Origin of the sequence: Novosphingobium sp. ZN18A2, from assembly GCF_036784765.1 — a bacterium.
Lineage (GTDB): Bacteria > Pseudomonadota > Alphaproteobacteria > Sphingomonadales > Sphingomonadaceae > Novosphingobium.
Genome location: NZ_CP136651.1, coordinates 832032 through 845174, shown reverse-complemented (window position 1 = coordinate 845174; position 13143 = coordinate 832032). Strand labels below are relative to the sequence as shown.

The 13143-nt window shown below is 66.1% G+C and carries 12 protein-coding genes; 7 read left to right on the top strand and 5 right to left on the bottom strand.

Going from position 1 to position 13143, the window contains the following annotated elements:
- Positions 1-135: 135 nt before the first annotated feature.
- Positions 136-2052, bottom strand: a complete 1917-nt coding sequence (locus RXV95_RS04135) for a CocE/NonD family hydrolase (protein ID WP_338467751.1) — start codon at positions 2050-2052, stop codon at positions 136-138.
- Between the two features lie 324 nt (positions 2053-2376).
- A complete protein-coding gene (locus tag RXV95_RS04130; RefSeq protein ID WP_338467750.1) occupies positions 2377-3972 on the bottom strand; it encodes an isocitrate lyase in 1596 nt (531 codons plus the stop codon).
- 137 nt (positions 3973-4109) lie between these two features.
- Here RXV95_RS04130 and RXV95_RS04125 point away from each other — a divergent pair, with 137 nt between their 5' ends.
- Both RXV95_RS04125 and RXV95_RS04120 read left to right on the top strand, forming a co-directional pair.
- Positions 4110-5507 carry a short-chain fatty acyl-CoA regulator family protein gene (locus RXV95_RS04125; RefSeq protein WP_338467749.1) on the top strand — a complete coding sequence of 466 codons (1398 nt, stop codon included), beginning with the start codon at positions 4110-4112 and terminating at the stop codon, positions 5505-5507.
- Between the two features lie 155 nt (positions 5508-5662).
- Entirely contained in the window at positions 5663-5962 is a 300-nt protein-coding gene (locus RXV95_RS04120) for a GIY-YIG nuclease family protein (protein WP_338467748.1), read from the top strand.
- A 143-nt stretch (positions 5963-6105) separates the two neighbouring features.
- Here RXV95_RS04120 and egtD read toward each other — a convergent pair whose 3' ends face one another.
- On the bottom strand, positions 6106-7092 hold the full coding sequence (egtD, locus tag RXV95_RS04115) for an L-histidine N(alpha)-methyltransferase (protein ID WP_338467747.1): 987 nt from the start codon (positions 7090-7092) through the stop codon (positions 6106-6108).
- Positions 7092-8342 carry an ergothioneine biosynthesis protein EgtB gene (gene egtB / locus RXV95_RS04110; RefSeq protein WP_338467746.1) on the bottom strand — a complete coding sequence of 417 codons (1251 nt, stop codon included), beginning with the start codon at positions 8340-8342 and terminating at the stop codon, positions 7092-7094. Before egtB ends, egtD begins: the two co-directional genes overlap by 1 nt.
- Before the next feature lie 152 nt (positions 8343-8494).
- Here egtB and RXV95_RS04105 point away from each other — a divergent pair, with 152 nt between their 5' ends.
- The 5 genes from RXV95_RS04105 to RXV95_RS04085 all read left to right on the top strand — a co-directional run bounded on the left by RXV95_RS04105 (position 8495) and on the right by RXV95_RS04085 (position 12351).
- The gene (locus tag RXV95_RS04105; protein WP_338467745.1) at positions 8495-9004 is read left to right on the top strand and encodes an N-acetyltransferase; all 510 of its coding nucleotides are present in this window, start codon (positions 8495-8497) and stop codon (positions 9002-9004) included.
- Positions 9005-9031: 27 nt separating this feature from the next.
- Entirely contained in the window at positions 9032-9604 is a 573-nt protein-coding gene (locus RXV95_RS04100) for a DUF1285 domain-containing protein (RefSeq protein WP_338467744.1), read from the top strand.
- Entirely contained in the window at positions 9601-10218 is a 618-nt protein-coding gene (locus tag RXV95_RS04095) for a CoA pyrophosphatase (RefSeq protein WP_338467743.1), read from the top strand. The genes RXV95_RS04100 and RXV95_RS04095 overlap by 4 nt, the downstream gene beginning before the upstream one ends.
- Positions 10202-11386, top strand: a complete 1185-nt coding sequence (locus RXV95_RS04090) for a CCA tRNA nucleotidyltransferase (RefSeq protein WP_338467742.1) — start codon at positions 10202-10204, stop codon at positions 11384-11386. The genes RXV95_RS04095 and RXV95_RS04090 overlap by 17 nt, the downstream gene beginning before the upstream one ends.
- A 155-nt stretch (positions 11387-11541) precedes the next feature.
- On the top strand, positions 11542-12351 hold the full coding sequence (locus RXV95_RS04085) for a hypothetical protein (RefSeq protein ID WP_338467741.1): 810 nt from the start codon (positions 11542-11544) through the stop codon (positions 12349-12351).
- Here the strand turns inward: RXV95_RS04085 and RXV95_RS04080 are convergent.
- Positions 12339-13031, bottom strand: coding sequence for a hypothetical protein (locus tag RXV95_RS04080; RefSeq protein WP_338467740.1), 693 nt, complete (start codon positions 13029-13031; stop codon positions 12339-12341). The two genes, RXV95_RS04085 and RXV95_RS04080, sit on opposite strands and share 13 nt — an antisense overlap.
- Positions 13032-13143 lie beyond the last annotated feature (112 nt).

The window sequence follows — 13143 nt, the reverse complement described above, 5'->3', positions numbered from 1 at the left end:
GCCTGTCTCCATTCCTGTCCGCTTCGGACAGGTTTTGCCGTTCATGGCCATAAGCCAGCCTGAAGACAAACGGATAACGGCGCATCAACCCTGTTGCCAGATAGGGTGAAGTCCTATCGATCGCACCCTCGCCCCTTATGGCTGCGCGCCCGAGGATTCCACCACCGGCAGCAGGACCGAACTTTTGCCCGCGCCGCTTTCCACGCTGATCGTCGCCTTCGCGTAATCGCCCTTCTTCGCGAAGAACACGTTGGGCACGTAAGTCTGCGGATTGCGGTCATAAAGCGGGAACAGCGTGGACTGGACCTGCACCATGATCCGGTGGCCGGGCAGGAAGGTCCAGTTGGCGGTGGGCAGGCGGAACCTGTATTCCTGCACCTCGCCCGCCGGGATCGGCGACGGGTCGGAAAAGCTCTTGCGATACCGGCCGCGCAGGATGTCCATGCTTACCGGCAACTGGTAACCGCCCATCTTCGGATCGTGCGGCGTCATGCCGGGATAGACGTCTATCAGCTTGACCACGAAGTCCCCGTCGGTGCCGGTCGTCTTCGCGAAGATATCCGCGAACGGCGCGCCTTCGATCCGCACCGCCTTGGTCAGCACCGGTGTCTGGAAGGTCAGCACGTCAGGGCGGCTGGCGGCAAAGCGCTGGTCGTGCGTCAGCCAGCCGCGCCACTGGCCCTGATCGCCGTTCACCACCGGACGCGGGGTGAACGGCACCGGATGCGCCGGATCGGAAACATAGCTGTCCTCTCCCGCATCGGGTGCGCCGAAGGTAAGGCCGCCGCCTGCCGAGGTATAAAGCGGCACGCGCTTCTGCTCCTTGGCGGAAGGCCAGTCCGCAAAGCTGTCCCACTTGTTGGCCACCGCGTCATAGATCACCGCGCGCGGCATCGGCTGCGGCATGGGCTTCCCGGTCAGGTAATGATCGAAAAAGGGGATCTGCCATTTCTGGCGGAACTGCGCGGCGGTATCCCCCGCCCACTTGAACGGTCCCAGGCCCCGGCCCCAGCGGTTTACCTGGCTGTGGAACCAAGGCCCGATGGCCAGATAGTTGTTCGCGCCATGGCCCGCATCCTTCAGCGCGTCATAGCTGTGCACCGCGCCATAGATGTCTTCCTGGTCCCACAGCCCCTGCAGCCAGATCGTCGGCACGTCGGATGGATGTTTCGCCACCAGCTTGTCGAGCGCCTGGCCCTGCCAGAACGCGTCATAGGCGGGATGCGTGGTAAGCCGGTGCCACCAAGGCAACTGGTCCAGCCCGGCGGCCTTCGCGTAATCGCCCGCCGATCCCGCGTTCAGGAAGCCGGTGTAATCGTCGCGCTCTGTCCGCGCGATGCCTTCGCCCGAGCCGGCCCTGGTCATCTGTTCGGGGAAATAGTCCAGCCCGAACTGGCGGAACGCGCCAAGGTGGAACCAGTCGTCCCCCATCCAGCCGTCGATCATCGGGCTTTCGGGAGAGGCCACCACCAGCGCCGGATGCGGATCGAGCAACGCCATGACCACGGTCCACCCGTCATACGACGATCCGATCATGCCCACCTTGCCGTTCGATTCGGGCACGTGCTTCACCAGCCAGTCGATCGTGTCCCAGGCATCGGTGGTGTCGTCGGTTTTCGTGGGGTTGAGCGGCCCGCGCGGCGGGCGGGTCATCACGTAATCGCCCTGCGACTTGTACTTGCCGCGAATGTCCTGCCAGACAAGGATGTGCGCGCCATCGGCCCAGTCGCGGTCACCCGACCAGACCGCGTCGCGCATCTTCGGGCTGTTGTTGGGCATGAACCCGTCCGCCTCATACGGCGTGCGCTCCAGCACCATGGGCAGGTTCTTCGCGCCCTTGGGGATCATGATGACGGTGTGCAGCTTCACCCCGTCGCGCATGGGGATCATCACCTCTTTCCGGACGTAATCGTAATCCGCCGTGGGCTGGACGAAATGCCGGGGGATGTCGCTTCCGGTCTGGACCGTATCGGGAAAAGGTTGCGCGGGTGCGGCGGCGGTCAGCAACATGGCAAGCGCGGCAAGCGGCGCGGCAAAGTGGCGGTGATTCATCGAAAGGTGCGGCCCCTGTTGTTCCGGTGGTGCGGCACGTTAGGGCGGGCGTTCGTGCAGGGAAAGGGTGCAATCGTAACTATCGGGACGCGCGGTCACGAAAATCGGCCCGCCGCACCAGGGTGCGACGGGCCGCGCTTTCCTCCCCAGGAAAGTTCGCAAAAAGGATATGGCAATCCTCTCCCTCCGCGGCTTGCCTGCCGCGTGTATGGTTGGGTTCCGCCGCCCTGTTGACGGTCGGTAAGGGCGGGAACCGGTCCGGGGTGTGGTCGCCCGGTTCCCGCCGTGCGCCGCGTTATGCGGCGAACTGGTTCCCCCAGCCGCCTATGCGGCGAACTGGTTCATCGTGTTGTGCTCGCCGCCGGCCTTCAGGGCCGCTTCGCCGGCGAAGTATTCCTTGTGGTCGTCCCCGATGTCGGAACCGGCCATGTTCTGGTGCTTCACGCAGGCGATGCCCTGGCGGATTTCCTGACGCTGCACGTTCTTCACGTAACCCAGCATGCCCGCGTCGCCGAAGTATTCCTTCGCCAGGTTATCGGTGCTGAGCGCCGCGGTGTGATAGGTCGGCAGCGTGATCAGGTGGTGGAAGATGCCCGCTTCGCGCGCCGCGTCCTTCTGGAAGGTGCGGATGCGTTCGTCGGCTTCGGCGGCCAGTTCGCTACCGTCGTAGTCCACGCTCATCAGCTTCGCCCGGTCATAGGCGGACACGTCCTTCCCGGCCTCGGCCCAGGCATCATAGACCTGCTGGCGGAAGTTGAGCGTCCAGTTGAAGCTGGGCGAGTTGTTATAGACCAGCTTGGCGCCCGGCACGACCTCGCGGATGCGGTTCACCATGCCGCCGATCTGGCCGACGTGGGGCTTTTCCGTCTCGATCCACAGCAGGTCCGCGCCGTTTTGCAGCGCGGTGATGCAATCCAGCACGCAGCGGTCTTCTCCGGTTCCCTTGCGGAACTGGAACAGGTTGGAGCGCAGGCGCTTGGGCTTCACCAGCTTGCCGTCGCGGCTGATCAGCACGTCGCCGTGGCCCAGCGTGGCCGGATCGACATCGTCGCAGTCGAGGAAGCTGTTGTACTGGTCGCCAAGATCGCCCTTTTCGGCGGTGAAGGCGATCTGCTTGGTCAGCCCCGCGCCCAGCGAATCGGTGCGCGCAACGATGATCCCGTCGGGCACGCCCAGTTCAAGGAAAGCGTAACGCAGCGCGCGGATCTTCGCGAGGAAGTCTTCATGCGGCACCGTCACCTTGCCGTCCTGGTGGCCGCACTGCTTTTCGTCCGACACCTGGTTTTCGATCTGGAGCGCGCAGGCGCCCGCCTCGATCATCTTCTTGGCAAGCAGGTAGGTCGCCTCGGCATTGCCGAAGCCCGCGTCGATATCCGCAATGATCGGCACGACGTGCGTTTCATGGTTGTCGATCGCCTGGCTGATGCGCTGGGCTTCCACGTCGTTGCCGGCAGCGCGCGCGGCATCCAGATCGCGGAACATGCCGCCCAGCTCACGCGCGTCGGCCTGGCGCAGGAAGGTGTAGAGCTCCTCGATCAGCGCGGGAACGCTGGTCTTCTCATGCATCGACTGGTCGGGCAGCGGACCAAACTCGCTGCGCAGCGCGGCAACCATCCAGCCCGAAAGGTAGAGGTAGCGGCGCTTGGTGTTGCCGAAGTGCTTCTTGATGGAAATCATCTTCTGCTGGCCGATGAAACCGTGCCAGCAACCCAGCGACTGGGTGTAGTTCGCGGGATCGGCGTCATAGGCGGCCATGTCCTCGCGCATGATCTTCGCGGTGTAACGCGCGATATCCAGCCCGGTGCGGAAGCGGTTCTGCAGACGCATCCGGGCAACCGACTCGGCGTCGATCCCGTCCCAGGTCTGGCGGAACTGGCCGATCTCGCCGTCGGCCTCGGTGATGGTCTGCTGATAGGTCATGGCACTCTCACGGGTTGGTTATTGCGTGGGGCCGGACTACGGGTCATTTCGCACTTGCGGAACCGCTGGCAGGGTCACGCTGTCAAACTTTACAGCTTTTCCTTGTAAAGTTGTGCGATTGTGACAAGGTGCCCGTCATGAGCACGTCGCGCCCCCTCTACCTCGGCCCGCGCCTCAAGCGCCTGCGCCGCGAACTTGGCCTTACCCAGCAGGCGATGGCATCCGACCTGGAAGTTTCGCCCAGCTATATCGCGCTGCTGGAACGCAACCAGCGCCCGCTGACCGCCGAGCTGCTGCTGCGCCTTGCCAAAAGCTACAAGCTGGAAATCTCCGACCTCGCGAGCGAGGATGCTGACGATTATGCGCGGCGGCTGACCGATGTGCTGCGCGACCCGATCTTTTCGGACATAGACCTGCCCGCGCTGGAAGTGGCGGACCTTGCCACCAACTTCCCCGGCGTTTCCGAAGCGCTGCTGCGCCTTCACGGTGCCTATTCGCGAGAGCAGAACGCGCTGGCCGAACAGCGCGTGGCGGGCGAAGCGGCGGCGATCACCGATCCGGTGGGCGAGGCGCGGCGCTTCTTCGCGGCGCGGCGCAACTGGTTCCCCGCTCTCGACGCGCGCGCGGAGGAATTTTCGGCGGAAGTGGCCAAGGCCGGATCGATCGCCGCGTGGCTGAAATCGCGCGGGGTGCGCGTGCGCTTCCTGCCGCCCGACGTGATGATGGGATCGATCCGCCGGTTCGACCGGCATGGCGACCAGTTGCTGATCGACGATACGCTGGACGCGCCCAGCCGCAATTACCAGGTCGCGCTCCACGCCGCATACTCCGAATTGCGCGCCGAAATCGCCGAGATCGTGCGGTCCGAACGCTTCGCCACGCCCACCGCCGCAAACCTGGTGCGCCGCGCGCTGGCCGGATATGGCGCGGCGGCGATGATGATGCCCTATGACCGGTTCGCCCGCGCGGTGGACCAGCGGCATTACGACATAGAAGCCCTGTCGCGCGCCTTCGGGGCGAGCTTCGAACAGGTCGCCCACCGGCTTACCACGCTGGGCAAGCCGGGGCATGAACGGGTGCCGTTCTTCTTCATCCGCGTGGACCAGGCGGGCAATGTCTCGAAACGGCTGGACGGTGCGGGCTTCCCCTTCGCCGCGCATGGCGGCGGATGCCCGCTGTGGAGCGTGCATTCGGTGTTCCGGCGCCCGAACGAGATCGTCACGCAATGGCTCGAACTGCCCGACGGGCAGCGATTCTTCTCCATCGCGCGCACCGTGGCGGCGGGCGGGGGAAGCTGGGACCGTCCGCGCCACTACCGCGCGGTGGCGCTCACCTGCGCGGCGGAACACGCGCCCAGGCTGATCTATGCGGCGGGTATGGACCCGAAGGAGGCCCAGGCCACCCCGATCGGTGTGACCTGCCGGTTATGCCACCGCAGCCAGTGCACCGCCCGCTCCGCCCCGCCGATCGGCCGCGAAATCCTGCCCGACGACTATCGCCGCGCGGCGGAGCCGTTTGCGTTTACGGAGAGCTAAAGCGTTTTCCGGACGAGCATGACCGGCGGCTCTTGGGGAGACTGGCGACGTGCGGTGAATGACCGCCATTGCGGGGATAGTTGCCGTTGTAGCTTTATCCAGTCCATCGTCACCCCGGGCTTGACCCGGGGCCCCACTTACTTTGACATCGCGCGATGGTTCGGGGACGAAATGACTGCTGGGTCTATGTCATGGCCAACCGCTATCGCGGGACCATGTATGTTGGCGTGACAGCCGATCTGGCCGCCCGTATCTTCCAACACAAACAGGGAACCGGATCGGAATTCTGCGCGCGCTACAAATTGAATCGGCTTGTCTGGGCTGAGCGCGGAGAGTCAATCGAGGAATGCATCGCGCATGAAAAGCGATTGAAGCGCTGGCGGCGCGAATGGAAATTCGACCTGATCGAAGGTGTCAATCCGGACTGGGATGACCTCTATGACTCGCTTGTTTGAGCCGAAGTTGCGTGAGAAGTGGAGCGGGCCCCCGGGTCAAGCCCGGGGTGACGTGGATTTGTGGATGCAATGCAGTCGTTCCCGGTATGTCTGAAATCCGGACAAAAGCCGCCGGAGCGGCCCCCGCATCCGTCGGCGCTACCTTAAGGCGCCATCCGGTATTCGCTCGCCTCGGCCAGGATTAGAGAAAAGCGGCCATCCGCGTCGGTCCAGTCGGCCAGCGGGGTCCACCCCCCGGCCAGCAGCAACGCGGCGGAGCTGCGCGGATCGTACTTGTGGCTGTTTTCGGTATGGATCGTCTCGCCGGCCTTCATCGTGAAGCGACGGCCCGCAACGGTGAACGCCACGTCGCGGGTCGCGCGAAGGTGCATTTCGATCCGCGCGATCAGGTCGTTCCAGCGGGCGAGGTGTTCGAAGGCGTCGACCGGGATATCGCCCCCAAGCTCACGATTTATGCGCGTCAGCAGGTTTCGATTGAACTGCGCGGTCACCCCTGCGGCATCGTCATAGGCCGCTTCCAGCACGCTTTCGTCCTTGATCCTGTCCATGCCGATCAGAAGCTGCGAATCCGGCCCCAGCGTCTCACGCATGGAACGCAGCAGGTCGACCGCGGTGCGCGGTACGAGGTTGCCGATGGTCGAACCGGGGAAGAACCCCAGCATCGCCATGCCCTGCACTTCGTCGGGCAGCGCAACCGGCTTGGTGAAATCGGCCTCTACCGGGAACACCGGCAGGCCGGGAAACCGGACCGAAAGCGCGGCGGCGGATTCGCGCAGGAACTCGCCCGAAATGTCGATCGGCACATAGGCGCCGGGCGAAATCGCGCGCAGCAGGTGCGGCGTCTTGACGCTGCTGCCCGATCCGAACTCGACAACCGCGCGGCCCGCGCCGGTCAGCGCCGCGAACTCCGCCCCGCGCGTGGAGAGGATCTCCGTCTCGGCGCGGGTGGGATAATATTCGGGCTGCTGCGTAATATCCTCGAACAGCTGCGATCCGCGTTCGTCATAGAACCAGCGCGCGGGAATTGCCTTCTGGCGCTGCGAGAGCCCTGCCAGCACGTCGGCGCGGAAGGCCTTGTCTATGCCGCTGTCGTCCTCTTCGACAATCCTGATCCCGGTCTCGACCGCCATTACATATCCTTCGCGAGCCGCAGGCCGGTGAATTGCCAGCGCTGGTGAGGGTAGAAAAAGTTGCGATAGCTGGCGCGCACGTGCCCGCGCGGCGTGGCGCAGCTTCCGCCGCGCAGCACGGCCTGTCCGCTCATGAACTTGCCGTTGTATTCGCCCACCGCGCCCTGCGCCGCCGTGAAGCGGGGATAGGGAAGATAGGCGGAACGGGTCCATTGCCACACGTTGCCGAACAGGTGCGGCGCGGCTTCGGCCACCGGATCGGCGGGTCCGGCGGTATCGAGCAGCACGCCGCTGCTCGCATCGCCGCCTTGCGCAAGCCCTTCCCATTCCGCCTCTTCGGGCAGGCGCGCACCGGCCCACGCGGCAAAAGCGTCCGCCTCGTATTGGGAGATATGCGTTACCGGCGCCTGCGGATCGACGGGCCGCCAGCCCGAAAACGTGAAACGCTCCCACCCGTTCGCGCCTTCGTGCCAGTACAGCGGGGCACGGATGCCGTCCCGGTTCACCCAGGCCCATCCGTCGGACAGCCACAGCGCGGGTGTCGCGTATCCGCCGCTTGCCATGAATTCCAGCCATTCGCCGTTGGTGACAAGCGCTCGCGACAGCGCGAAGGGCTGCAACAGCACGTCATGGCGCGGGCCTTCGCAATCGAACGCGAAACCGTCTCCCGCATGGCCGATGGCCACCCGGCCGCCGGGGTGCGCCAGCCATTCGCCCGTTGTAGCCGGCGCGGAAGAGGACGCGGCGGACGCATCGCGCATCGCCGGCCACATCGCCGGGCCAAGCGGGTTCTGGAACAATGCGTGCTTGATATCGGTCTGCAACAGCTCCTGGTGCTGCTGTTCGTGTGAAAGGCCCAGGCCCACCAGCGGGGCGGCGCCCTCGTCGCGTGCCAGCAAACGCTCCATCGCTTCGTCCACGTGCGCGCGATAGGCGAGCACCCGATCCAGCGGCGGACGCGACAGCATCCCGCGTGAAAAGCGCGCGATGCGGGCGCCTTCGGCCTCGTAATAGGAATTGAACAGGAACGGCCAGTCATCGTCGAACAGCCGGTATCCCGGCATCCTGTCACGCAGCAGAAAGGTTTCGAAAAACCATGTCGTATGCGCCAGGTGCCACTTGGCGGGGCTGGCATCCTCCATCGACTGGATCGTCGCGTCGGCATCGGAAAGCGGCGCGGCAAGCGCTTCGGTCAGCGCGCGCACCGCACGATAGCGACCGGCCAGGCCGGCTTGCTTTTCCCCGGACATGATACGGCTTGCGGTGGCGATTGTCCTTCCCCCCGTTTGCGCGTCTTTGCGCCAGAATGCGCGAAACGGCGCGGCGTTCCAAGCTTGCGGTTCGCGCCAGCCCCCTATATGCGCCCGCCCTCACGACTCGGTTACCGGCGGGGCACTTTTCCTTGTCCACGATCATTCCCCTTGGCGACGTCGACCCGCAACTGGTCGAAGACCTGCTTGACCGGGCGTTCGAGCCCGAGCGCAAACAGCGCACGGCCTACAAGGTGCGCGAAGGCGCGCACTGGCTGGAAACGCTCAGCTTCGCGGCGCTTGACGATAACGAAATGCTGGCGGGTACGATCCAGTGCTGGCCGGTCGCGCTGACCGATCCCGATGGCCGCGCCCACCCGATGATCATGGTCGGTCCGGTCGCCGTGCTGCCGCACCTTCAGAAGGTGGGGTATGGGCAGGCGCTGATGCACGCGATGATCGGCGCGCTGAACCCGATGGCGCCGCTGCCGCTGGTGCTGATCGGTGACCCGGAATATTACGAACGCTTCTTCGGCTTCAGCGCCGCGCACACCGGCGGGTGGACGTTGCCCGGCCCCTATGAGCAGCATCGCCTGCTCTGCCGGTGCGACAATCCCGCCGTCCTGCCCGCCGAAGGCACGCTCGGCCCTTGGCGCGGGTGATCGCATCTGGCATCGGCTTTCCGGACGATGCCTTATGAACCGCCCCCAGACCTTGCCGGACTATCGCTTGAGCAGATTGCCGAGGCGGTTGCCGCGCGCAAGCTGCCACCGGTGGAAACGTGGCAACCCGATGCGGCGGCCGACAGCCTGATGCGCATCGATGCCGGCGGGCGCTGGTTCCACGACGGCGGAGAGATCCGGCGTCCGGCGATGGTCCGCGCCTTCGCCAGCCTGCTGCGGCGCGATGCGGACGGTTCGCACTGGCTGGTCCTTCCTCATGAGAAGCAGTCGATAGAGGTAGAGGACGCGGCGCTGGTCGCCATCGACATGCAGGAGCGCACGGATGGCGCGGGCCGTCCCGCGCTCGCCTTTCGGCTCAATACGGATGACCTGGTGATCGCGGGGCCGGATCACCCGATCGCCGCGCGCGGCGATGCCGACGTGCCGGGGATCTATGTAACCGCGCAAAACGGCGTGGAAGCGAAGCTGAACCGCAGCACCTATGCCCAGCTGGTCGACCATGCGCTTGCCGTTTCGCCGCCCGGCGCGCTGGCGGTGGAAAGCGGCGGCATGCGATTTGCGCTGGTGCCCGGCGCATGACGTCCCCACTGCTCGACAGGCTCGGCGCGCTCTATGCCGAAGGCCACGCGCGGCCGGTGGGCCGCTTGCTGGACGACTGGCGCGACCTGCCCGACGAACGCCTGCGGCCGGCGGCCGTGCTGATGGCGGTTACCGATCGCGGCGACCATCCCGAAGGGCCGGGCGTGCTGTTGATCCACCGCCCTTCCCATATGCGCGCGCATCCGGGACAGGCGGCCTTTCCCGGCGGCAAGCTGGAACCCGGCGAAACGCCGACGGAGGCCGCGCTGCGCGAAGCGGAAGAGGAACTGGGCATCCGCGCGGCCGACGTGCAGGTGATCGGCGAGACGGACAGGTTCCGCACCGGCACCGGGTATGACGTGACGCCGGTGCTCGCCCGCGTTCCGCCCGACCTGCCGCTGGAGCCAAATCCCGCCGAAGTGGCCGACTGGTTCGAACCGCCGTTCGGCTTCGTGCTCGACACCGCGAACCACGAACGCAAAAGTGCGGTTTTCCGGGGGGCGGAACGGTCCTACATCGAAATCATGTGGAACGGGCATCGCATCTGGGGCGTGACCGCGGCGATCATCGCCAACCTTGCCAAAAGGATCGACTGGCATGGCCCTGCTGCCTGAGGCGGACTGGACCCGGCGGGCGGACCTGCTCGCGCTGGTCGACGCGCTCGATCCCGAAGGCGACAGCGCGCGCCACGTGGGTGGCGCGGTGCGCGACACGCTGCTGGGCATCGCGGTTGCGGACATAGACATTGCGACGAAGCACGAACCGCAAGAGGTGATCGCGCGGCTGAAGGGGGCAGGCATCCGCACTGTGCCGACCGGGCTGGCGCACGGCACGGTTACCGCCCTGCTGGACAGCGGAAACGTTGAGATCACCACGCTGCGGCGCGATGTCTCCACCGACGGGCGGCACGCGACAATCGCGTTTTCGACCGCGTGGGAAGAAGACGCCGCGCGGCGCGATTTCACGATCAACGCGCTCTATGCCGATCCGCGCACGCTTGAGGTTTTCGACTGGTTCGGCGGGCTGGCCGACCTGGAGGCGCACCACGTTCGCTTCATCGGCGATGCGCGCCAGCGCATCCGCGAGGATTACCTGCGCATCCTGCGCTATTTCCGCTTTCAGGCGCGCTTCGGTTCCTTGCCGGCGGATACCGGGGCGGAACAGGCGGTGGCCGAACTGGCCCCCGGCATGAAGGGCTTATCGCGCGAACGCGTGGCGTGGGAACTGGTCAACCTGCTCTCGCTGCCCGATCCCGCGCCCACCGTGGCGCGCATGGCCGACCTTGGCGTGCTGCGCGAAGTTCTGCCCGAAGTCGATGCAAAGGGCATTGCCGCGCTTTCCGAACTGGTTGCCCGCGAAGGCCGCCAGCAGGTTGCGCCCGATCCGATCCGCCGCTTTGCCGCGCTACTGCCCCCGCAGCCGCAAGTGGCAAGCGACGTCGCATCGCGGCTTCGTCTTTCGACCGCGCAGAGAAAGCGCCTGGCATCCGCCGCCGCGCGGGTGGACGGGCCGGAGGATGCCCGCGCTCTCGCCTACCGGCTGGGGCGCGAACAGGCGATCGACCGGCTGCTGCTGGCCGGCGCGCCGATAACGCCGCTGGACGGCTGGGAAATCCCCCGCCTGCCGCTGAAGGGCGGAGAGATCGTCGCGCGCGGCGTGGGCAAAGGCCCCGAAGTCGCCCGCATCCTGCGCGCGGTGGAAGACCGCTGGGTGGCCGAAGGCTTCCCCGGAGAGGCGCGCGTGCATGAACTGCTGGACGCGGAACTGGATCGCGCCGGTTAAAACGACCGGCCGCGCAAATACAAACCGATCCGGGTATATTCCCGTGGCGCTTTGGACGCTGCGAAATTGAACCGCGCGGCGCTTGCTGGCATGGCCGATGCGGGAGCGCGAAGCCCGGCCTGCCGGTAACCGGGCCGGGCAATTGGGGGATACCGATGAGCGTGCGCAGCACCTGGAACCGATTCGATCACTATGCCTATGGCGCCATCGCCGTTGCGGGAACGGCCGGGGCCATCGTGGTGCTGGCGTGGGCGATGACCCTGCCTGCATGGACCGGCCTCGTCCCTGCCATGCAGCAGATCGCGTCCCCGTTCCTCAACATACTGGGCGTTCTGTTCGGCCTGACGCTGGCCTTCCTGGCGAACGACACGTGGAGCGCCCATACACAGGCGCGCAACGCCGTGCTGCGCGAAGCCGATGCAATCCGGGGGCTGGAAATCCTGCTGCGCAAGGCGGGCGAAAGCGGCCGGGGATTGCGCGCCGCCGTCCATCTCTATGCGGCAGCGGCGGCCGGCGAGTGGCGTGCGCTGGCGCGCTGCGAAACATCGGGGGAAGCGGCGAACGCGGCGGACCTGATGCTGGACAGGTCCGCCGATCCGGATCTTGCCGACACGGCGGGACCGGTAGTGCACAAGGCGATTCTCGATCTCATCGGCGAAATTCGCAGCAACCGTTGGCTGCGCGTCGGCCTCAGCCGCGCGCACATCAACCCGCTCAAATGGCTGAGCATGGCGTTCCTCGGCTTCCTTACCCTGCTGTCCATCGCGGTGATCCATGCGGGCGCGCCGATGGCCGCGCTGATCGGCATGGGTCTGTTCGGGCTGGCTGCCGCGCCCACCGCCGCCATCGTGCTGGTGCACGGAAATCCGTTCCAGCCGCCCTATGCGGTTTCTCCCGCCGAACTGCGGGACGCGTTGACGGGCATCGCCTCCGCCCCGGCGGATCGGCCAGATCAGCCTACGTAGGCGAATGCATATCCGTGCGATTGCGCGCGCTCTACCGCCAGGATGCCCGCCGCGACCATCGTCGCGCCCGGCACCAGCCCGGCGCTCAATTCCGCGTCGATGTCCTTGGCCGAACCGCCCGTTTCCTTGGCCAGCATCCCGGCGATGAAGGTGGTCGCCAGGCCGCAGACCGCGAAGCGCGCGCCTGTCTTTGCCAGCGTTGCAACCGAAGCGTCGCCCGCCGGTCCGGACATCGCCACGCGCCCCGGAACCAGCAGGGGGTTCACCGTTTTGGCAAGTTCCGCCTCCTTGCCTTCCAGCCCCGCGACCTTGGCGAAGGCCGCACCGTACTTCGCCCAGATCGCATCGGTATAGGCGAACGGCGTGCCCATGTGCCGCGCGATCAGGATCACGCCCAGCGTGTCCGGCGAAAGGCCGTATCCCGCCTTGTTCGCGAAATAATAGTTGGAGGCATAGAACAACGCCTCGGCAAAACCCTGCGGACTGTTCGAATCGTAAACCATCCGGTGGCGCGTGCCGGGAATGTCCATCCACGCGTCCTGCGGCTCTTGCGCCGCCTTCCAGCCACCCGCGTCTTCCGCCCGCGCCGGAGCCGATGCCAGCACTCCTGCCCCGGCCACGCCAGCCACAAGCGCGCCCGCGCCGATCACGCCGCGCCGGTCCGTTCTCGTTTCCGTCATCTGCCCTCTCCCCTTCATGGTCCGCGCGTGCCGCGACTCGGCCATGCGGTGTTCCACGGGTGCGGCCAGCCTGTGCCGGCCCGCACCGGATTGGACCATTTTATGCGAATAT